This is a genomic window from Janthinobacterium sp. CG3 (assembly GCF_000344615.1).
In the GTDB taxonomy this organism is placed as follows: Bacteria; Pseudomonadota; Gammaproteobacteria; order Burkholderiales; family Burkholderiaceae_D; genus Janthinobacterium.
On sequence record NZ_KB467824.1, the window covers coordinates 4,556,379 to 4,576,909 of the forward strand.

A 20,531-nucleotide genomic window follows, 5' to 3' on the forward strand; every position below is an offset into this window, starting at 1 on the left:
TGAAGCGGCGGCGATAAAATGAAGCAAAGGCGTCAAACCGGGGTCAGGCGGGGCCGCCGCGTCCCGTAGCGGCGCCGCGCAGGTGTTGCGTATTGGCACATTGCAACATTTTTACAATTGAATATCTGACTATTCGTTCATTAATGTTGTATTCTTAACTTTTTGAGGTCCAAAAAAGGCCGCCCTCTGCAGACATTGGTAGTTCTGCACTACAATACGCCATTAAAAAAAAAGAGCTTCGTTGTGCCTAATCTTGTCGAAATCCGCGATCTACACTTTGCCTATGGAAAGCGTTCGATTTTATCGGGCCTTCAAATGGATTTCCCACGCGGCAAAGTGGTTGCCGTCATGGGCGGTTCCGGTAGCGGCAAGACCACGGTCTTGCGCCTGATCGGCGGCCAGTTGCGCCCCAGCTCGGGCTCGGTCAACGTCGACGGCCAAATCGTCCATTCGCTGGAAACCGACGAGTTATACCAGTTGCGCCGCAAAATGGGCATGCTGTTCCAGCACGGCGCCCTGTTCACCGACCTGACCGCGTTTGAAAACGTCGCCTTCCCGCTGCGCGAGCACACCGACTTGCCGGAAGAGTTGATCCGCAACCTGGTGCTGATGAAATTGCACGCGGTCGGCCTGCGCAACGCCGCCCAGTTGAAGCCGGCCGAAATTTCCGGCGGCATGGGCCGCCGCGTCGCGCTGGCGCGCGCCATCGCGCTCGACCCGGAACTGATCATGTACGACGAGCCCTTCGCCGGACTCGACCCGATTTCCATGGGCGTCGCCGCCAACCTGATCCGCAACCTGAACGACGCGCTCGGCTCGACCTCGATCCTGGTCTCGCACGACGTCAAGGAATGCTTCGCCATCGCCGACTACGTGTATTTCCTGTCGTCGGGGAAAGTCGTTGCGCATGGCACGCCGGTCGAGATGGCCGCGTCGAACCACCCCTACGTCAAGCAATTCGTGCACGCCGAGGCCGACGGCCCGGTGCCCTTCCACTATCCGGGCCGCTCGCTGGCCGACGACCTGGGTCTGGGGAGGTCCGCATGATCGCCCTCGATGTCCTGGCGGCCATCGGCGCCTGGCTGCGCACCGCGGTCGAAACGCTGGGCTTCACCATGCGCGCCTTCTTCACCGTGCTGGGCGCCTCGGGCGGCCTGCTGCGGCGGCCGCGCCTGCTGACCGAACAGCTGTATTTCCTCGGCACCCATTCGCTGGTCATCATCGTCGTCTCCGGCCTGTTCGTCGGCATGGTGCTGGGCCTGCAAGGTTATTACACGCTCAACAAATACGGCTCCGAGCAGGCGCTCGGCCTGCTGGTGGCGCTGTCGCTGACGCGCGAACTCGGTCCGGTCGTCACCGGGTTGCTGTTCGCCGGGCGCGCCGGCACCTCGCTGACGGCCGAAATCGGCTTGATGAAGGCCGGCGAGCAATTGTCGGCGATGGAAATGATGGCAGTGAACCCGATCCAACGGGTGCTGGCGCCGCGCTTTTGGGCCGGCGTGATCGCCATGCCCTTGCTGCAGGCGATTTTCACCGCGGTCGGCATTTTCGGCGCCTACCTGGTCGGCGTGCAGTTGATCGGCGTCGACGAGGGCTCGTTCTGGTCGCAGATGCAAAGCGGCGTCGATATCTGGAAAGACATCGCCAACGGTTTCATCAAAAGCATGGTGTTTGGCGTCGCCATCACCTTTATCGCCTTGTTCCAGGGGTACCAGGCCGAGCCGACCCCGGAAGACGTCGCCGGCGCGACCACGCGCACGGTCGTGATTTCCTCGCTGATGGTGTGGTGGCTGGATTTCATGATGACGGCTTTGATGTTCAGCAAGTAGTCGAATCGTATGTCAGCAGAACAAGCCTGCTGGCGAAAATCATTTAGGATTGTTATGCAACGTAAATCAATGGATGTATGGGTGGGTTTGTTTGTGCTGCTGGGCGTGATCGCGCTGATGTTCCTGGCCTTGAAGGCCGGTAACATGAGCACCATCTCGTTTGCCAAGACCTATGCCGTGACCGCCAAATTCGACAATATCGGCGGCTTGCGGCCGCAGGCGCCAGTCAAGGGCGCGGGCGTGGTGGTGGGCCGGGTGGCGAATATCACATTTGATGACAAGCAATACCAAGCCCTGGTCACGATGCATATCGAAGAAGGGTATAAATTTCCCAAGGACAGCTCGGCGAAGATTTTGACGGCCGGTCTGCTGGGTGAGCAATACATCGGCATTGAAGCGGGCGGCGACACCAACAATCTGGTGACCGGCGATAAAATCAGCAGGACCCAATCTGCCACCGTGCTGGAAGACCTGATCAATCAGTTCATCTACAGCAAGGCTGCGGAAGGAAAGGATAGTAAATGAGCCACAGCACCAAGACCACCGCCATGAACCTGAGCAAGCTCGCCTTCGCGCTGGCCGCCACCGCCGCACTGGGCGGTTGCGCCACCGCCAACAATCCGAACGATCCGTTCGAGGGTTTCAACCGCGGCGTGTTCACCTTCAACGACACCGTCGACAAGGTCGCGCTCAAGCCGGTCGCCAAGGTCTACAAGGCGGTGTTGCCGTCGTTCGTGCAAACCGGGGTCGGCAATTTCTTCGGCAACCTGGCCGACGTCTGGAGTTCCGCCAACAACCTGATGCAGGGCAAGGGCGAGGCCGGCATGTCCGACTTCACCCGTGTGATGCTCAATTCCAGTTTCGGTATACTGGGCTTGTTCGACATCGCCAGCGAGGCGGGCTTGACCAAGCACGACGAAGACTTCGGCCAGACCCTCGGTTACTGGGGCGTCACGTCCGGCCCGTATATCATGCTGCCGCTGCTGGGACCGTCGACGATGCGCGACGCGGTCGCGTTGCCGCTCGACATCAAGGCCGACCCGTGGGGCTACAAGGACCCGGTCAACGTGCGCAACATCGGCAGCGGCGTGCGCCTGATCGACAAGCGCGCCTACCTGCTCGACGCCTCGAACCTGCTGGAAGGCGCCGCGCTGGACCGCTATGAATTCGTCCGCGACGGTTACTTGCAGCAACGCGAAAACAAGATTTTCGGCGCCGACGGCAATCCGCGCAACAAGGCCAAGAAGGACGACGCGGCCGCGCTCGACACCGGCGCCGGCGCACCCGTCGCCGCGGAAATCGCCGCGCCGCTGTCATCCGAACCGGCCGTCAAAGAGTTAACCATGGAAGCGCCGGCCGGGCACAACGCCAGCCTGTAACCCGTTCAACCAATATGGAAGGTAAACACACATGAAATTAGTGAAACAACTGCTAGGCGCCGCCGCCATGGCCTTCGCCCTGAGCGCCCAAGCCGCCGCCCCCGCCAACGAAGCGCCGGACGCGCTGGTCAAGCGCATCAGCCAGGAAGTGCTGGAAGTGGCCAAGGCCGACAAGGAAATCCAGGCCGGCAACCAGAACCGCGTGATGGACCTGGTTGAAAGCAAAATCCTGCCCTACGTCGATTTCGAGCGCATGACCGCGCTGGCCGCCGGACGCCACTGGCGCGACGCCACCGCCGAGCAGAAAAAACTGTTGTCGGCGGAGTTTCGCACCCTGCTGATTTACACCTACTCGGGCGCCTTGTCGCAGGTCAAGAACGAAACCGTGGAATTCAAGGCCCTGCGCGCCCAGCCTAGCGACACCGAAGTCGAAGTGCGCTCCCAGGTCAACGTCGCGCGCGGCGAGCCGGTCATGCTGAACTACCGCGTCGCCAAGGGTCCGGCGGGCTGGAAGATCTACGACATCAACGTGCTGGGCGCGTGGCTGGTCGAAACCTACAAAGGCAGTTTCGCCAGCGAAATCAGCAAATCGGGCGTCGACGGCCTGATCAAGACCCTGGCCGAGAAGAACAAGAAGCTCGCCAGCAAGCCGATCAAAGCCGCAAGCAAATAAGCCAGAGAAGTCCACCATGCCAGACCCGCTCGATACCCTGCAATCGCTGACTTCGCTGACAGTGCTCAACGCCAAGGCGGCGTTGGAGCAGGGTGTCGACGCGATCAAGTCCGGCCAGACCGTGTTCGACCTGCGCAACGTCAGCCAGGTCGACTCGGCCGCCGTGTCGGTGATGCTGGCGTGGCAACGCGCCGCCGACGCGGCCGGCCTGAAGCTGGAACTGAAGAACCTGCCGCCCAAGCTGAAAAGCCTGACCCGGCTGTACGGCGTCTGCGACCTCGTGTCGAGCACGCTGAAGGCGACCGACGCCAGTCCGGCCGACCTGCACCATCATTGACCCTGTCCCCGCCGCTACCCCTGTTCCGCTCCCGCGCTCCAAGCCGGTAATTGCCGGTTCGACTCTTCCGAGTTGAATTTCCCATATAATTGAACGTTGCACGGCCGGACAATCGCCTGTGCGTCGGCAATGTCGGCTCGCGTTGCGCTGACCCGACCGGCCCATGCACCCGAGCCGCTCCGGCGCGCCACATTGCAGCACCCTATACAGAAGCCAAGCATGACAGCAATCCAAATTACGAATGTCGAGAAGAGCTACAAGTCGCTCAAGGCGCTGGGCGGCGTCTCGCTGGCCATCGAAGAGGGCGAGTTCTTCGGCCTGCTGGGTCCGAACGGCGCCGGCAAGACCACCTTGATCTCCATCATCGCCGGCCTGATCCGGCCCGATGGCGGCAGCGTCAAGATCCACGGCCACGACGTCGTCGGCGACTTCCGCGCCGCCCGCAAGGCGCTCGGCGTGGTGCCGCAGGAACTGGTGTTCGACCCGTTTTTCACGGTGCGCGAGACGCTGCGCCTGCAATCGGGTTATTTCGGCCTGAACAACAACGACCGCTGGATCGACGAGGTGATGGAAAACCTCGACCTCACCGGCAAGGCCGACACGAATATGCGCGCGCTGTCGGGCGGCATGAAGCGGCGCGTGCTGGTGGCCCAGGCGCTGGTGCACAAGCCGCCGGTGATCGTGCTCGACGAGCCGACCGCCGGCGTCGACGTGGAGCTGCGCCAGACGCTGTGGAAGTTCATCGCGCGCCTGAACCGCGAGGGCCACACCGTGGTGCTGACCACCCATTACCTGGAAGAGGCGCAGGCCATGTGCCAGCGCGTCGCCATGCTCAAAAGCGGCAAGGTGGTGGCGCTGGACACGATGTCGGCGCTGATCCGCCGCATCTCCGGCTCGCAACTGGTGCTGCACCTGAAGAGCGGCGCGCTGCCGGCCGACCTGCGCCACCTGGTCACGCATCCGGACGAGGCGGCGCCGCCGAACAAGTTCAGCCTGCGCGTCAACGAATACGCCGAAGTGGAGAAGATCCTGGCGCGCCTGCGCGAGAGCGGCGCCGTGATCGACGAAATGCAATTGCAACAAGCCGATCTGGAAGACATCTTCCTGCAGATCATGGACAAGGGAACATTATGATATCGACGGGTTTCCGCACCCTGGTCTACAAAGAAACGCTGCGCTTCTGGAAGGTGGCGACCCAGACCGTGGCCGCGCCGGTGCTGACGGCCATGCTGTACCTGCTGGTGTTCGGCCACGTGCTGGAAGGCCACGTCGAAGTGCACCCGGGCGTCAGCTACACCGCCTTCCTGATTCCCGGCCTGGTGATGATGAGCGTGCTGCAAAACGCCTTCGCCAACGCCTCGTCGTCGCTGATCCAGTCCAAAATCACCGGCAACCTGGTGTTTGTGCTGCTCACGCCGTTGTCGCATTGGGAGATTTTTTCGGCCTACGTGCTGGCGGCGGTGCTGCGCGGCCTGGCCGTCGGCGGCGGCGTGTTCGCCGTCACGGTCTGGTTCGCCGACCTGTCGTTCGAGGCGCCGCTGTGGATTTTGCTGTTCGCCTTCCTGGGCGCGGCCATGCTCGGCACCATGGGCTTGATCGCCGGCATCTGGGCCGAGAAGTTCGACCAGCTGGCGGCGTTCCAGAATTTCCTGATCATGCCCGCCACCTTCCTGTCGGGCGTGTTCTATTCGATCCACTCCTTGCCGCCGTTCTGGCAATCGGTCTCGCATTTGAACCCGTTCTTTTATATGATAGACGGCTTTCGCTACGGTTTTTTCGGCAAATCCGACGTCAACCCGCTGCTTAGCCTGGCCATCGTCGGCGGCTTTTTGATCGTGCTGGCGCTGCTGTCGATCCGCCTGCTGAAAAGCGGCTACCGGCTGCGCCACTAGCCGTTAAGTTAAGATGCCGGGGAATACATTACAACCACAGGCATGGAGCCGGGGTCGGATCCCCAGCGCCAAGGCGAGAAGGTCTGACCCCGGGTTCGCGCCTCTGGTTTCTTGTCCGGGCCAGCGGCCCCTGAATACCTGATTCAACACCACTTATTACGCACCAAGGAAAAATCGTGACCACCACCCCAGAACTGATTCACGGCTATCTCGCCGCCGGCCTCGAATGCACCCATTTGGAAGTGGAAGGCGATGGCCAGCACTTCACCGCCGTGATCGTCTCGCCGGCCTTCGCCGGCAAGCGCCTGATCCAGCGCCACCAGCTGGTCTACGCGGCCCTGGGCGACCGCATGCGCGAGGAAATCCACGCGCTGTCGATGAAAACCCTGACCCCAGAAGAATACCAAGGATAAGCAAGCATGGATAAGCTCCTCATTCAAGGCGGCAAGCGCCTGTCCGGCGACATCGCCATCTCCGGCGCGAAGAACGCCGCCCTGCCGATCCTCTGCGCCGGCCTGCTGACCGCGGGCGACCTGGAACTGAGCAACGTGCCGCATCTGCACGACGTCAAGACCATGCTCAAGCTGCTCGGCCAGACCGGCCTGAAGGTCGCCCGGGACGACGACCGCGTGGTGCTCAACGGCGCCGCCATCGACACCCTGGAAGCGCCCTACGAGCTGGTCAAGACCATGCGCGCCTCGATCCTGGTACTCGGTCCGCTGCTGGCGCGCTTCGGCCAGGCCAAGGTGTCGCTGCCGGGCGGCTGCGCCATCGGTTCGCGCCCGGTCGACCAGCACATCAAGGGCTTGCAGGCGCTCGGCGCCGAGATCACCATCGAGGGCGGCTACATCTACGCCAAGTGCAAAAAGCTCAAGGGCACCCGCATCGTCACCGACATGATCACCGTCACCGGCACCGAGAACCTGCTGATGGCGGCGACCCTGGCCGACGGCGAAACCATCCTGGAAAACGCCGCGCGCGAGCCGGAAGTGAGCGACCTGGCCAACCTGCTGGTGAAAATGGGCGCCAAGATCGAAGGCATCGGCACCGACCGCCTGGTCATCCAGGGGGTCGCCGAACTGCACGGCGCCAGCCACGCCGTCATCGCCGACCGCATCGAAACCGGCACCTTCCTGTGCGCCGTCGCGGCCACCGGCGGCGACGTCACGTTGAAAAACACCCGCGTCGACATCCTCGACGCCGCCCTCGACAAGCTGCGCGACATGGGCCTGGTGATGACCTTCGGGCCGGACTGGATCCGCGCGCAGATGTCGCGCCGGCCGACCCCGGTGAGCTTCCGCACCACCGAATACCCGGGCTTCCCGACCGACATGCAGGCGCAGTTCATGGCCGTCAACACCGTCGCCGGCGGCGCCAGCCGCGTCACCGAGACCATCTTCGAGAACCGCTTCATGCACGTGCAGGAAATGAACCGCCTGGGCGCGGCCATCACCATCGAAGGCAAGACCGCCATCATCGCCGGCGTCGAGCGCCTGCGCGGCGCGCCCGTGATGGCGACCGACCTGCGCGCCTCGGCCTCGCTGGTGATCGCCGCCATGGCCGCCGAGGGCGAAACCCTGATCGACCGCATCTACCACCTCGACCGCGGCTACGACCGCATGGAAGTGAAGTTGTCGGCGGTGGGCGCCGACATCGTGCGCGTGAAATAAGGGGATGACCATGAACCGATCGAACCACGGCGACACCTCCCAGCTGATCCTGGCGCTGTCGAAGGGCCGCATTTTCGACGACACGCTGCCGCTGCTGGAAGCGGCCGGCATCACGGTGCTGGACAATCCGGAAACCTCGCGCAAGCTGATCCTGGAGACCAACGATCCGAACGTGCGCGTCATCATCGTGCGCGCCACCGACGTGCCGACCTACGTCCAATACGGCGCCGCCGACTTCGGCGTGGCCGGCAAGGACGTTCTGCTCGAGCACGGCGGCGAGGGCCTGTACCAGCCCATCGACCTGAACATCGCGGCCTGCCGCATGTCGGTCGCCGTCAAGGCCGGCTTCGACTACGACACCGCGGTGCGCCAGGGCGCGCGCCTGCGCGTGGCGACCAAGTTCGTGCAGACCGCGCGCGAGCATTTCGCCGCCAAGGGCGTGCACGTCGACCTGATCAAGTTGTACGGCTCGATGGAGCTGGCGCCGCTGGTTGGCCTGTCCGACGCCATCGTCGACCTGGTCAGCACCGGCAGCACGCTGCGCGCCAACAACCTCGTCGAGGTCGAGCACATCATGGAGATCTCCTCGCGCCTGGTGGTCAACCAGGCCGCGCTCAAGCTCAAACGCGAGCGTCTGCAGCCGATCATCGAAGCATTTGAACGCGCCTCAAAAAACCAAGGCTAGTCCGCTGGAACCCATTATGTCGATTACGATACGCAAGCTCGATTCAACCCAAGACGATTTCAAACAATCACTGGACGCGCTGCTTGCGTTCGAAGCCGGCACCGACGCGGCGATTGAAACCGCGGTGGCCGCCATCCTGGCCGACGTCAAGGCGCGCGGCGACGCCGCCGTGCTGGAATACACCAACCGCTTCGACCGCATCCCCAACGGCGGCGCCGCCGGCATGGCCGCCTTCGACGTTTCGCAGGAAGAGTTGCAGGCCGCGCTGACGGCGCTGCCGGCGGCCCAGCGCGAGGCGCTGCAAACGGCCGCCGCGCGCGTGCGCGCCTTCCACGAACGCCAGAAGCGGGAGCTGCAGGGCTTCAGCTACACCGAGCCGGACGGTACCGTGCTGGGGCAGAAGATCACGCCGCTGGACCGGGTCGGCATCTACGTCCCGGGCGGAAAGGCGGCGTATCCGTCGTCGGTGCTGATGAACGCGATTCCGGCGCAGGTCGCCGGCGTCGCCGAAATCATCATGGTGGTGCCGACCCCGGACGGCGTGAAGAACCAGATGGTGCTGGCGGCGGCGGCGATCGCCGGCGTCACCCGCGTCATCACCATCGGCGGCGCGCAGGCGGTCGGCGCGCTGGCGCACGGCACCGCGACCATCGCCGCGGTCGACAAGATCGTCGGCCCCGGCAACGCCTACGTCGCCGCCGCCAAGCGCCGCGTGTTCGGCATCGTCGGCATCGACATGATCGCCGGCCCGTCCGAGATCCTCATCATCTGCGACGGCACTACCGACCCGGACTGGGTGGCGATGGACCTGTTCTCGCAGGCCGAGCACGACGAATTGGCGCAGGCGATCTTGCTGTGCCCGGACGCCGACTACATCGCCCGGGTCGAGGCCAGCATCCACAAGCTGCTGCCGACGATGCCGCGGCAAGAGACCATCCGCACCTCGCTGGGCGACCGCGGCGCCCTGATCAAGGTGCGCGACATGGCCGAGGCCTGCGCCATCGCCAACGCCATCGCCGCCGAGCACCTGGAGATTTCCGCCGAAGAGCCGCAGCAGTACGCCGACCAGATCCGCCACGCCGGCGCGATGTTCCTGGGGCGCTTCTCGTCCGAGTCGTTGGGCGACTATTGCTGCGGCCCGAACCACGTGCTGCCGACCTCGCGCACCGCGCGCTTTTCGTCGCCGCTGGGCGTGTACGACTTCCAGAAGCGCTCGTCGATCATTTATGTCAGCGAAGCCGGCGCGCAAACGCTGGGCAAGGTCGCGGCCGAACTGGCCTACGGCGAAGGCTTGCAGGCGCACGCCCGCAGCGCCGAATTGCGCTTGACGCCAACGCCGCCGGCGCCATGAGCGACGGTACGGCTTGGATCAACCAGGTGTTCTGCGAGGACGCGCTGGCCGGGCTGGCGCGCATCCCGGACGCGTCCATCGACTTGATCCTCACCGATCCGCCCTACAACCTGGGCAAGGACTACGGCAACGCCTCGGACCAGCAGACGGTGGCAGACTACCTGCGCTGGACCGAGCAGTGGATTAGCGCCGCGCTGCCCAAGCTGAAGCCGAACGGCAGCCTGTACATCTTCCTGACCTGGCGTTTTTCGCCGGAGATCTTCGTCATGCTGAAGCAGCGCATGACGATGATGAACGAAATCATCTGGGACCGCCGGGTGCCGTCGATGGGCGGCAGCGTGCGCAGCTTTTCGTCGGTGCACGACACCATCGGCTTTTTCGTCAACCGCAAGGACTATTACTTCGACCTGGACTCGGTGCGCATCGCCTACGACGCCGCCACCAAGAAGGCCCGCTCGCGCTCGATTTTCGTCGGCGCCAAGTGGCTCGAAGTGGGCTACAACCCCAAGGACCTGTGGAGCGTCTCGCGGCTGCACAAGGAACACCCGGAGCGGGCCGACCACCCGACCCAGAAGCCGCTTGAAATCATCGAGCGCATGGTCAAGGCTTCCTGCCCGCCGGACGGCGTGGTGCTCGACCTGTTCATGGGCAGCGGCACCACCGCGCTGGCGGCCAAGCGCTGCGGGCGCCAGTTCGTCGGCTTCGAGCTGAACCAGGACTACTGCGACATCATCAACGCCCGCCTGCTGGCGCTGGACCAGGCCGAGCCGGAGAAGAAAAAACCGGTCAAGCGCGCCGCCAAGGCCGCGGCCAAGCCGGCCGCGAAAGTGGCCAAAGTCGCCAAAAAGGTCGCCACGCCCCGCGCCAAGAAAGCCGCCGCCAAGCCAGCCAAGAATTCCATATCCGAAGAAGTCTCACTTTAGGAGCGTTTGCAGCATGTCTTTCATCGAAAACCTCATCAGCAACACGATTCGCGCCGACGTCCGCGAGATCGGCGTGTACCACGTGCCTGACGCGAGCGGTTACATCAAACTCGACGCGATGGAAAACCCGTACCTGCTGCCCGAGCATCTGCGCGCCGAGCTGGGCCGGCGCCTGGCCACGGCCATGCTGAACCGCTACCCGGTGGCCGACTACGCGACGGTGAAGGCGAAGATTTGCCGGCACCTGGGCGTGCCGGCCGGTTACGACGTCTTGCTCGGCAACGGCTCCGACGAGCTGATCTCGATCATGGCGACGGCCACCGCGCGCCAGGACCGCCGCGCCGTGCTGATGGCGCCGGTGCCGGCCTTCGTCATGTTCTCCCGCTCGGCCCAGTTCGCCGGCATGGACTTCGTCGGCGTGCCGCTGCGGGCCGACTTCACGCTCGACCGCGCCGCCATGCTGGCGGCCATCGCCGAGCACCAGCCGGCGCTGCTGTTCCTGGCCTACCCGAACAACCCGACCGGCAACCTGTACGACGCCGACGACATGGTCGCGCTGATCGAGGCCATGGGCGAGCACGGCATCGTCGTCGTCGACGAAGCCTACGAGCCGTTCGCCCAGCACAGCTTCATGGGCCGCCTGCCGCGGTTCCCCAACCTGGTGGTGATGCGCACGCTGTCCAAGCTGGGCCTGGCCGGCATCCGCCTCGGCTACATGTCGGCCGCGCCCGAACTGCTGGAGCAGTTCGACAAGGTGCGTCCGCCGTACAACGTCAACGTGCTGACGCAGACCGCGGCCGAGTTCGCGCTCGACCACATCGACGTGCTGAACCAACAGGCGGCCGCGCTGCGCGCCGCGCGCAGCGACTTGAGCGCGCGGCTGGCGGCGCTGCCGGGCGTCGAAGTATTCCCGTCGGCGGCGAATTTCCTCCTGATCCGGGTGCCCGATTCGGCAGAAGTGTGCGCAAAACTGCACGCCCACAAGGTATTAGTCAAAAATATGGGTAAAATGCATGCTGTGCTGGCCAATTGCGTCCGCGTCACCGTCAGCACCCCGGAAGAAAATTCCGTATTTCTCGATGCCATAACAGCATCGCTCGCATAGCCAATCGCCAGAGCCTCCCCATGAACCGCACCGCTGAAATCACGCGCACGACCAACGAGACGCAAATCCGCGTCGCCATCAACCTCGACGGCACGGGCTTGCAAAAGCTCAACACCGGCGTGCCCTTCCTCGACCACATGCTCGACCAGATCGCCCGCCACGGCTTGATCGACCTCGACATCGAAGCGACCGGCGACGTGCACATCGACAACCACCACACGGTGGAAGACGTCGGCATCACGCTCGGCATGGCGGTGGCCAAGGCCATCGGCGACAAGAAGGGCATCCGCCGCTACGGCCACGCCTACGTGCCGCTCGACGAGGCGCTCTCGCGCGTGGTGCTGGACTTCTCCGGCCGCCCAGGCATCGAGTACCACATCCCGTTCACCCGCGCGATGATCGGCGGCTTCGACGTCGACCTGACGCTGGAGTTCTTCCGCGGCTTCGTCAACCACGCGCTGGTGAGTTTGCATATCGACAACCTGCGCGGCAGCAACGCCCACCACCAGTGCGAAACGGTGTTCAAGGCCTTCGGCCGGGCGCTGCGCATGGCCGCCGAACTCGACGAACGCGCCGCCGGCACGATTCCGTCGACCAAGGGCAGCCTTTAACCGCGCCGGAGGGGCGCGCCCTTCCGGATTGTCTTTAGTTTTGATTGGCACTATGAATAAAATTGTTGTGGTTGACTACGGCATGGGCAACCTGCGCTCGGTGGCGCAGGCGCTGCGCGCGGTCGCGCCGGACGCCGACGTGATCATTTCCGGTAGCGTTGCCGATATCGACAGCGCCGACCGGATCGTCTTGCCCGGCCAGGGCGCGATGCCCGACTGCATGCGCAGCCTGCGCGAATCGGGCGTGCTGGAAGCGCTGCTGCGCGGCGCCGCCAGCAAGCCGCTGATGGGCGTGTGCATCGGCGAGCAGATGCTGTTCGACGCCAGCGAGGAGGGCGACGCCGCCGGCCTGGGCCTGCTGCCCGGCAAGGTCGTGCGTTTCCAGCTCGACGGCCAGGTGCAGCAGGACGGCTCGCGCTTCAAGGTGCCGCAGATGGGCTGGAACCAAGTTCGGCAAACGGCGTCTCATCCTTTGTGGGCGGGCATTCCGGACGACGCGTATTTTTACTTCGTGCACAGCTATTTCGCCCAGCCGGAAGTGGCCGCGCACACGGTCGGCCAGACCGTGTACGGCGCGCCGTTCAGCTGCGCCGTGGCGCGTGATAATATCTTCGCCACCCAGTTCCACCCTGAAAAAAGCGCTGCCGCGGGTTTGCAGCTCTACAAGAACTTCGTCCACTGGCAACCGTAACCCGGGCGCCGGTGTTTGCCGTTTCTTCCCCTTTCCACTCATAAATCAAACCTGACCATGCTGCTTATTCCTGCCATCGACCTGAAAGACGGTCACTGTGTACGCCTGCAACAAGGCGATATGGAACTCGCCACCGTTTTCTCCGACAACCCCGCCGACATGGCGCGTCATTGGCTGCGGCAAGGCGCGCGGCGTTTGCACCTGGTCGACTTGAACGGCGCCTTCGCCGGCAAGCCGAAGAACGAGGGCGCCGTCAAGGCGATCCTGAAGGCGGTGCAGGAGTTCGCCGTCGAAAACGGCGTCGATGAGATTCCGGTGCAACTGGGCGGCGGCATCCGCGACCTCGACACCATCGAGCGCTACCTCGACGCCGGCATCAGCTACATCATCATCGGCACGGCCGCGGTGAAAAGCCCGGGCTTCCTGCACGACGCCTGCAGCGCCTTCCCGGGCCACATCATCGTCGGCCTCGACGCCAAGGACGGCAAGGTCGCCACCGACGGCTGGAGCAAGATGTCGGGCCACGAGGTGATCGACCTGGCCAAAAAATTCGAGGCCTACGGCGTCGAATCCATCATCTACACCGACATCGGCCGCGACGGCATGATGGGCGGCATCAACATCGAGGCCACCGTCAAGCTGGCGCAAGCGGTGAAGATCCCGGTCATCGCCTCCGGCGGCCTGCACAACCTGGGCGACGTCGAAGCGCTGTGCGCGGTGCAAGCCGAAGGCATCGAGGGCGTCATCTGCGGCCGCTCGATCTACGAGGGCACGATCGACCTGGCGTCGGCGCAACTGCGCGCCGACGAACTGAGCGACGCCGCCTAACAGCGGCCGCCCACGCGCCCGCCGCGCCGCCCCAAGCGGGTGCGGCGGCGGGCGGCGGCGGGCGGCGGCTTATCCGGGGCCAGCGCGCCCCGGCTTTATATTGGTTCCATCATGCTTGCTAAACGAATTATCCCCTGCCTCGACGTGACCAACGGCCGCGTCGTCAAAGGCGTCAACTTCACCGAATTGCGCGACGCCGGCGACCCGGTCGAGATCGCGCGCCGCTACGACGAGCAGGGCGCCGACGAGATCACCTTCCTCGACATCACGGCGTCGAGCGACAACCGCGGCTTGATTTTCGACATCATCGAGGCGGTCGCCTCGCAAGTCTTCATTCCGCTCACCGTCGGCGGCGGCGTGCGCGTGGTCGAAGACGTGCGGCGCCTGCTCAACGCCGGCGCCGACAAGGTCAGCATCAACACCTCGGCGGTGACGAATCCGCAACTGGTGTTCGACGCCTCGCAAAAACACGGTTCGCAATGCATCGTCGTCGCCATCGACGCCAAGCAAGTGTCGCCCGGCAAGTGGGAAGTGTTCACCCACGGCGGCCGCACCGCCACCGGCCTGGACGCCATCGAGTGGGCGAAGAAAATGGAACGGATGGGCGCCGGCGAAATCCTGCTCACCAGCATGGACCGCGACGGCACCAAGATCGGCTTCGACCTGGGCTTGACGCGCGGCGTCTCCGACGCCGTCGGCATCCCCGTCATCGCCTCCGGCGGCGTGGGCGGCTTGCAAGACCTGGCCGATGGGATCAAGATAGGCAAGGCGGACGCCGTGCTGGCGGCCAGCATTTTCCATTACGGCCAGCACACGGTGCAGGAGGCCAAGCGTTTCATGGCGCAACAGGGCATACCGATGCGCCTGGCGTAAGCCTGCGGTCGATTGCAACAAGAACAGGAACACAGATGCAGAACCCAACGACAAGCGCAAGCAATGCCAAATGGCTCAAGAAGGTCAAGTGGGACGAGAACGGCCTGGTGCCGGTGATCGCCCAGGAGGCCGGCAGCAACGACGTGCTGATGTTCGCCTGGATGAACCGCGACGCGCTGGCGCGCACGGTCGAACTGGGCGAGGCGGTGTACTGGAGCCGTTCGCGCAAGAAATTGTGGCACAAGGGCGAGGAATCGGGCCACACCCAGACGGTGCTGGAGATCCGCCTCGACTGCGACGAAGACGTGGTGCTGCTGAAGATTGAACAAACCGGCGGCATCGCCTGCCACACCGGGCGCCACTCCTGCTTCTTCCAGAAGTTCGACGGCGACGAGAAAACCGGCGAATGGCAGGTGGCCGAGCCGGTGCTGCAAGACCCCGCAACGATTTACCCCGACACGGCAAAGACAAAATGAGCGAAACACTGAACCGCCTGGCCGAAATCATCGAGTCGCGCAAACTGATCAACGGCGGCGACCCCGACACCTCGTACGTGGCGCGCCTGTTCGCCAAGGGCGACGACGCGATCCTGAAGAAAATCGGCGAAGAGGCGACCGAGACCGTCATGGCGGCCAAGGACGCGCGCCGCGACAACGACAGCGCCAAGGTGCTCTACGAGTGCGCCGACCTGTGGTTCCACTCGCTGGTGATGCTGGCGCAGTTCAACCTGACGCCGCAGCAAGTGCTCGACGAGCTGGCGCGGCGCGAGGGCATCTCGGGCATCGAGGAAAAAGCGGCGCGCAAGGACGAGCTGCGCGACGCCGACGAATCGAACAAACACTAAGCCGGAGCCGCCGTGGACAACTGCATTTTCTGTAAAATCGCCGCCAAACAAATTCCCGCCAGCGTGGTCTACGAAGACGACGACCTGCTGGCCTTCAAGGACATCAACCCGGCCGCGCCGGTGCACCTGCTGGTGATTCCGAAGCGCCACGTGGCGACCCTGTCCGAGTGCGACGACAGCCACACGCTGGTGCTGGGTAAAATGCTCAGCCTGGCACCGAAACTGGCGCTGGAATTCGGCTGCGCCGTCTCGTACGACGCCGACGGTACGCCGAACGGCGGATACAAGACCCTCATTAATAGCGGTCCCGACGGCGGCCAGGAGGTGTACCATCTGCACCTGCATCTGTACGGCGGCCCGCGGCCGTGGCGCGGCCAGCACTGAGTCCGGCGTCGCGGCGGGCGCCGGGCTTGACGCGAGCGCCGCGGCCCCCAGTGTGACAGGCACATGACATGCGCGCATCGCTTATACTGTGCGCTGGTGGTTCGACGATTTCGGGCGCATACCGTCCGGCAAGGAGAAGAGAATGGGTTCATTGAGTATTTGGCACTGGCTGATCGTGCTGGTGGTGGTGATGCTGGTGTTCGGCACCAAGAAGATTGGCAATATGGGCGGCGACATCGGCAAGGCCGTCAAGGGCTTCAAGGACGGCATCAAGGGCGAGGACGAGAAGCCGGCGCAAAGCGCCGCGCCGTCCCAGGTCGCCGCCGAGAAAAGCACGATAGACGTCGACGCGAAAGAGAAAAGCAAGCTCTGAGCACCGGTACGGGGCGGCTTGTGCGTCCCGCCGGTATTGGACTTTGATACCCTATGATCGATCTCGGTCTCTCCAAACTCGCCATCATCGGCGTCGTCGCGCTGATCGTCATCGGTCCCGAAAAGCTGCCCAAGGTGGCGCGCATGGCGGGCTCGCTGTACGGCCGCGCCCAGCGCTACCTGAACAGCGTCAAGGCCGAGGTCAGCCGCGAGATTGAACTCGACGAGCTGAAGAGCCTGCAGAAGGAAGTGCGGGACGCGGCCCATTCGATCAAGGACGACGTCGAAAACTCGATATCGCACAAGCTGTCCGACGTCGAGCACGCGTGGCGCGACGACGTGCCGCTGCCGGTCGCCAGCACCGACGACCTGGCGCGCAAGGCGCGCGAGTTCCGCCGCAAGAAACTGCTGCGCAGCTCGGCCGTGCCGGCCTGGTACAAGCAACGCAACGGCGGCAAGATGCACGTGCTGTCGGGCGCGGCGCGGGTCGCCAAGTTCCGCCCCGGCGGAAAATCCCAGGGATCGTTTTACTAAATGACAAGCAAACCCGCGGTTGAAGAGACCTTTGTATCCCACCTGATCGAATTGCGCGACCGTCTGGTCAAGGCCTCGATCGGCATCGCGCTGGTGTGCGCCGTGCTGATGTACTGGCCCGGCCCGCGGCAGATCTACGACTTCATCGCCGCGCCGATGATCGCCTCGCTGCCGGCCGGCTCGAAGCTGATCGCCACCGGCATCGTCTCGCCGTTCCTGGTGCCGATGAAGGTGACGCTGATGATTTCCCTGATCGTCGCGCTGCCGTGGGTGCTGTACCAGTTGTGGGCCTTCATCGCGCCGGGCTTGTACGCCCACGAAAAGCGCCTGATCGCGCCGCTGGTGATCTCGTCGTCGCTGCTGTTCCTGGCGGGCGTGGCGTTCTGCTATTTCCTGGTGTTCGGCCGGGTCTTCAAATTCATCAGCGAATTTTCGCCGACCTCGATCGCGGTCACGCCCGACATTGAAAACTACCTGGACTTCGTCATGTCGATGTGCCTGGCCTTCGGCGCCACCTTCGAGGTGCCGGTGGTGGTGGTGGTCCTGGTGCGCATGGGCCTGGTCAGCGTGGCCAAGCTCAAGGAAGTGCGGCCCTACGTCATCGTCGGCGCCTTCGTCATCGCCGCCATCGTCACGCCGCCGGACATCGTCAGCCAATTTTCGCTGGCCATCCCGATGTGCCTGCTGTTCGAACTAGGCCTGCTGGTGGCGCCGGTCTTCGTCAGAGCCACCCAGGCGCCCGAAGAACTGAGCTGAACCGCCGGGCGTCGCGGCCTTGCCCGTGGTTTGCTGGAGCATCGCGGCGCCCCGGCGGCCCCCGCATCCGACCTACGACGCGCCAACTTAACGCCCTTACGCCACGTCGTCCTTGATACCGTCGCGGTTCTCGCTCGGCTCGCTGCCGGCGATGTCGCGCACGTTCTTTTGCACCGCCACCGCCGCAAACAGGCTCAGCGTGAATGACATCGCGAAGAAACCTTTTTCGCTCAAGGCCAAGGTGGCGTTGCCCAGGCCGACACCCAGCAGCAGCAGCGACAACAGCAGCGAGATCCAGCACAGGCCGAAATAGATACCGGTGACATGGATGCCTTCGAGGCGGTCGCGCACCGATTTCTGCAGCGAGACCGCCGAGAACAGGCCGTACATCAAAATCGTGAAGTAATAGCCCTGCTCGTTGAGCGGCATCGCGCTGTTCCATAAGCCGGTCAGATAGGTCAGCGCGCCGATCAGCAGCGCTATCCAGGATGCGCCGACAAAGGCGGCGGTCGGACGTTGAAATTGCGGTTTCATGGTTCTCCAGTGTAAGGAATGGCACCCGCGGGGCGGGTGCAGGACCGAATTGCGGTGCCATTGGGCATTATTGCACATTGTATAAGCCCGCCCGGAAATGGCGCTGTGGTGCGGCCCCCGGCCTTGCGCGGCCGCAAACGATGCAGCGCATTGCGTAGGTCGGGTCAGCCCGCGAGGGCGTAACCCGACAACGTTGGCCCGGCGCGGCGCGTTGCGCGCCGGCCAACATGGTCGGATCACGCGTCCGCCTCGGCGGCCCTCGCGTCCGACCTACGACACCTTAACTATTGCATCAAGTCTTTGATGACGCGCACCGGCGCGCTGCCGTAGCTGAGGAATTGCTCGTGGAAGTCCTTCAGCACGAATTTGCCGCCCAGCGCCTGCTTGCGCTGTTCGCGCAATTCCATGATTTCGCTGTAGCCGCTGAAGTAGCTGGTCAGTTGCACCGAGGTCAGTTGCACGCGGCGCCATTTTTCCGCCGCCTCGCGCGGCGTCTGGAACGCCTGCCGGGTCAGCAGGTCGAGCGCTTCCTCCCGGCGCATGCCGAGCACGTGCACGCTGTAGTCGAGGATGGTGTTGGTGACGCTGCGCAGGTTCCACTTCGAATACATCAGCCACATTTCCGGCGCGTTGTCGCCGTAGCCCGATTCCAGCATCATCCGTTCGCCGTAGACGGCCCAGCCTTCGATCATGGCGCCGTTGCCAAAGATCGATTTGACGATAGACGGCGACTTGTTGGCGTACACCAGTTGCGTGTAGTGGCCGGGAATGGCTTCGTGGATGTTGAGGATTTGCAAAATCCAGTGGTTGTATTCGCGCAGATTGCTTTCCGCCTGCTCCGGCGTTTCGCTGTCGAGCGGGGTGACGTTGTAGTAGGTCTTGTCCTGCGGCCGGTACGGGCCGGGCGCCTCGATGCTGGCGCCGGCCACGCCGCGCTGGTACAGCGGCGTTTCGCGCACCACCAGCGGTTTTTTCGGGTCCATCGTCAGCAGGTTGTTTTTGCTGACCCAGTCCTGCAGCAGCGGGATCTGGCGGCGGATTTCGGGGAAGAAATCGGCGCGCGCCACGTGCTGGTTCGACAACTTGTCGATTACCAGGCCGATTTTGCTGGTGCGGTCGGCCGGCTTGGCCGCCTCGCCCATGGTCTTGCTCCACAGCTCGTCGGACAGCTTGTCCATATTGACCAGCAGTTGCTCGCGCGCTGCCAGGGCCTTGAAGTAGGTTTGCTCGGCGCTGCTGGCGGACTGGATGTCGTAGCCGAATTTTTGCTCGTACAAGTCGCGCCCGAGGCGGAACGAGCGCCCGCCGTTCGGCGCCAGCGTCTTGTCGAGTTCGCCCAACCAGGCCGTGTAGCCGCTCACCGCGGCGCGGGCGGCGCCGACGCGTTGGCTGTAGAGCTGCTTCTCGGCCGGCGTCAGGATCGAGGCCAGCGCCGCGCGCTCGACGTCGGCCAGCACGGTCAGCACGCCGGCGCTTTGGGCGATTGCCAGCTGGGTATGCTCGCGGGTCGGGTTGGCGATGCTCTCGCGCGCCGCCGCGTAATATTGCGGCACGCCGGCGATGCGCTTGAGCAGGGTGCGCAGACGCTGCGGCTGGGCCGCGTATTCGGTGTTGAGGATGAAGTCGAGCGCGCCGGCGACGTTGTAATAGGCCGGGTTCCATTCGTATTCGCGCAAGGTGGTCAGATACCAGCGGTCCGAGTTCAGCTTGTTGTTGAGCAGGGCCAGGTCGGTGCGCTGCTTGTCGGACAACTGGCGCGCGTCGATCTTGGCGAAGCGGGTTTGCCAGTCGGCGATGAAGGCCAGTTGTTTGGCGCGGCCGGCCTGGTCGGGAATGCTCAGTTGGGCGGCGTTGTCGTACTTGCCGGCGGCGATCGCGCTTTCCGGGTCGATGCGCCACAGCGCCGTCAGGAATTGGCCGCTCAGGGTGTCGAGCGCGCGGTCCTGGCGCCGTTCGGTGCTGGCCGCCACCGGCGCCGCCACCGCGGCAACGGCGGCGGCCGCCGGCGCCGCCTTGGCGAGCTTCGACGGCTGGCTAACCTTGGACGGCTTGGCGCCCTTGGACGCGGCTTTCTTCGGCGCCGCGCTGGAGGACGTGGCCTTGGCGTGTTTCTGCGTTTTTTGGACGGCGCCGGCCGGGGTCAGCGCAAACGCCATCAGCATGGCGGCCAGCGCGATTTTGGTTTTGATCATCGTAGTCTCTTGAATATTTAGCAAGCTGGGCGACGAGGTGGCCTGTCCGAACGCAGCGCCCCTCGACG

General features: G+C 64.2%; 26 protein-coding genes. 24 read left to right on the plus strand and 2 right to left on the minus strand.

The window, feature by feature from the left end:
* Positions 1-243 precede the first annotated feature (243 nt).
* The 24 genes from JANGC3_RS0120245 (at position 244) to tatC (ending at position 17,737) form a co-directional block, all read left to right on the plus strand.
* On the plus strand, positions 244-1,047 hold the full coding sequence (locus tag JANGC3_RS0120245; RefSeq protein ID WP_026133251.1) for an ABC transporter ATP-binding protein: 804 nt from the start codon (positions 244-246) through the stop codon (positions 1,045-1,047).
* The gene (gene mlaE, locus JANGC3_RS0120250; protein WP_017878317.1) at positions 1,044-1,829 is read left to right on the plus strand and encodes a lipid asymmetry maintenance ABC transporter permease subunit MlaE; all 786 of its coding nucleotides are present in this window, start codon (positions 1,044-1,046) and stop codon (positions 1,827-1,829) included. The genes JANGC3_RS0120245 and mlaE overlap by 4 nt, the downstream gene beginning before the upstream one ends.
* 54 nt (positions 1,830-1,883) lie before the next feature.
* The gene (mlaD, locus tag JANGC3_RS0120255) at positions 1,884-2,354 is read left to right on the plus strand and encodes an outer membrane lipid asymmetry maintenance protein MlaD (RefSeq protein WP_026133252.1); all 471 of its coding nucleotides are present in this window, start codon (positions 1,884-1,886) and stop codon (positions 2,352-2,354) included.
* Entirely contained in the window at positions 2,351-3,208 is an 858-nt protein-coding gene (locus tag JANGC3_RS0120260) for an MlaA family lipoprotein (protein ID WP_017878319.1), read from the plus strand. The genes mlaD and JANGC3_RS0120260 overlap by 4 nt, the downstream gene beginning before the upstream one ends.
* 31 nt (positions 3,209-3,239) lie before the next feature.
* Complete coding sequence (locus JANGC3_RS0120265; RefSeq protein ID WP_017878320.1) at positions 3,240-3,881, plus strand: MlaC/ttg2D family ABC transporter substrate-binding protein; 642 nt, start codon at positions 3,240-3,242, stop codon at positions 3,879-3,881.
* A 16-nt stretch (positions 3,882-3,897) separates the two neighbouring features.
* Positions 3,898-4,218, plus strand: coding sequence for an STAS domain-containing protein (locus tag JANGC3_RS29705; protein ID WP_017878321.1), 321 nt, complete (start codon positions 3,898-3,900; stop codon positions 4,216-4,218).
* A 219-nt stretch (positions 4,219-4,437) separates the two neighbouring features.
* Positions 4,438-5,352 carry an ABC transporter ATP-binding protein gene (locus tag JANGC3_RS0120275; protein ID WP_017878322.1) on the plus strand — a complete coding sequence of 305 codons (915 nt, stop codon included), beginning with the start codon at positions 4,438-4,440 and terminating at the stop codon, positions 5,350-5,352.
* Positions 5,349-6,110, plus strand: coding sequence for an ABC transporter permease (locus JANGC3_RS0120280; RefSeq protein ID WP_017878323.1), 762 nt, complete (start codon positions 5,349-5,351; stop codon positions 6,108-6,110). Before JANGC3_RS0120275 ends, JANGC3_RS0120280 begins: the two co-directional genes overlap by 4 nt.
* A gap of 176 nt (positions 6,111-6,286) precedes the next feature.
* Entirely contained in the window at positions 6,287-6,523 is a 237-nt protein-coding gene (locus JANGC3_RS0120285) for a BolA family protein (protein ID WP_017878324.1), read from the plus strand.
* Between the two features lie 6 nt (positions 6,524-6,529).
* Positions 6,530-7,780, plus strand: a complete 1,251-nt coding sequence (gene murA, locus JANGC3_RS0120290) for a UDP-N-acetylglucosamine 1-carboxyvinyltransferase (RefSeq protein ID WP_017878325.1) — start codon at positions 6,530-6,532, stop codon at positions 7,778-7,780.
* A 4-nt stretch (positions 7,781-7,784) separates the two neighbouring features.
* Positions 7,785-8,465 carry an ATP phosphoribosyltransferase gene (gene hisG / locus JANGC3_RS0120295; RefSeq protein ID WP_017878326.1) on the plus strand — a complete coding sequence of 227 codons (681 nt, stop codon included), beginning with the start codon at positions 7,785-7,787 and terminating at the stop codon, positions 8,463-8,465.
* Between the two features lie 16 nt (positions 8,466-8,481).
* On the plus strand, positions 8,482-9,816 hold the full coding sequence (gene hisD, locus JANGC3_RS0120300; protein ID WP_017878327.1) for a histidinol dehydrogenase: 1,335 nt from the start codon (positions 8,482-8,484) through the stop codon (positions 9,814-9,816).
* Entirely contained in the window at positions 9,813-10,739 is a 927-nt protein-coding gene (locus tag JANGC3_RS0120305; RefSeq protein ID WP_017878328.1) for a DNA-methyltransferase, read from the plus strand. Before hisD ends, JANGC3_RS0120305 begins: the two co-directional genes overlap by 4 nt.
* Before the next feature lie 13 nt (positions 10,740-10,752).
* Positions 10,753-11,844, plus strand: a complete 1,092-nt coding sequence (gene hisC / locus JANGC3_RS0120310) for a histidinol-phosphate transaminase (RefSeq protein ID WP_017878329.1) — start codon at positions 10,753-10,755, stop codon at positions 11,842-11,844.
* A 20-nt stretch (positions 11,845-11,864) separates the two neighbouring features.
* Positions 11,865-12,455: an imidazoleglycerol-phosphate dehydratase HisB gene (gene hisB, locus JANGC3_RS0120315; protein WP_017878330.1), complete on the plus strand. Its 591-nt coding sequence runs from the start codon at positions 11,865-11,867 to the stop codon at positions 12,453-12,455.
* A gap of 52 nt (positions 12,456-12,507) precedes the next feature.
* Entirely contained in the window at positions 12,508-13,146 is a 639-nt protein-coding gene (gene hisH, locus JANGC3_RS0120320) for an imidazole glycerol phosphate synthase subunit HisH (protein WP_081611921.1), read from the plus strand.
* A 57-nt stretch (positions 13,147-13,203) separates the two neighbouring features.
* A complete protein-coding gene (gene hisA, locus JANGC3_RS0120325) occupies positions 13,204-13,974 on the plus strand; it encodes a 1-(5-phosphoribosyl)-5-[(5-phosphoribosylamino)methylideneamino]imidazole-4-carboxamide isomerase (protein ID WP_017878332.1) in 771 nt (256 codons plus the stop codon).
* Between the two features lie 111 nt (positions 13,975-14,085).
* Positions 14,086-14,847 (plus strand): imidazole glycerol phosphate synthase subunit HisF, encoded by a 762-nt coding sequence (gene hisF / locus JANGC3_RS0120330; RefSeq protein ID WP_035787857.1) that lies wholly within the window; start codon positions 14,086-14,088, stop codon positions 14,845-14,847.
* Between the two features lie 35 nt (positions 14,848-14,882).
* On the plus strand, positions 14,883-15,323 hold the full coding sequence (hisI, locus tag JANGC3_RS0120335; protein ID WP_017878334.1) for a phosphoribosyl-AMP cyclohydrolase: 441 nt from the start codon (positions 14,883-14,885) through the stop codon (positions 15,321-15,323).
* Positions 15,320-15,691 (plus strand): phosphoribosyl-ATP diphosphatase, encoded by a 372-nt coding sequence (locus JANGC3_RS0120340; RefSeq protein ID WP_017878335.1) that lies wholly within the window; start codon positions 15,320-15,322, stop codon positions 15,689-15,691. The genes hisI and JANGC3_RS0120340 overlap by 4 nt, the downstream gene beginning before the upstream one ends.
* Before the next feature lie 12 nt (positions 15,692-15,703).
* Positions 15,704-16,075 (plus strand): histidine triad nucleotide-binding protein, encoded by a 372-nt coding sequence (locus JANGC3_RS0120345; protein ID WP_017878336.1) that lies wholly within the window; start codon positions 15,704-15,706, stop codon positions 16,073-16,075.
* Between the two features lie 142 nt (positions 16,076-16,217).
* The gene (gene tatA / locus JANGC3_RS0120350) at positions 16,218-16,448 is read left to right on the plus strand and encodes a Sec-independent protein translocase subunit TatA (protein WP_017878337.1); all 231 of its coding nucleotides are present in this window, start codon (positions 16,218-16,220) and stop codon (positions 16,446-16,448) included.
* Positions 16,449-16,501: 53 nt separating this feature from the next.
* Positions 16,502-16,981, plus strand: a complete 480-nt coding sequence (tatB, locus tag JANGC3_RS0120355; RefSeq protein ID WP_017878338.1) for a Sec-independent protein translocase protein TatB — start codon at positions 16,502-16,504, stop codon at positions 16,979-16,981.
* Entirely contained in the window at positions 16,982-17,737 is a 756-nt protein-coding gene (gene tatC, locus JANGC3_RS0120360) for a twin-arginine translocase subunit TatC (RefSeq protein ID WP_017878339.1), read from the plus strand.
* 96 nt (positions 17,738-17,833) lie between these two features.
* Here the strand turns inward: tatC and yiaA are convergent, their stop codons facing one another.
* A complete protein-coding gene (gene yiaA, locus JANGC3_RS0120365; protein ID WP_017878340.1) occupies positions 17,834-18,271 on the minus strand; it encodes an inner membrane protein YiaA in 438 nt (145 codons plus the stop codon).
* Positions 18,272-18,555: 284 nt separating this feature from the next.
* Positions 18,556-20,463, minus strand: coding sequence for a DUF885 domain-containing protein (locus JANGC3_RS0120370; RefSeq protein ID WP_017878341.1), 1,908 nt, complete (start codon positions 20,461-20,463; stop codon positions 18,556-18,558).
* Positions 20,464-20,531: the final 68 nt, after the last annotated feature.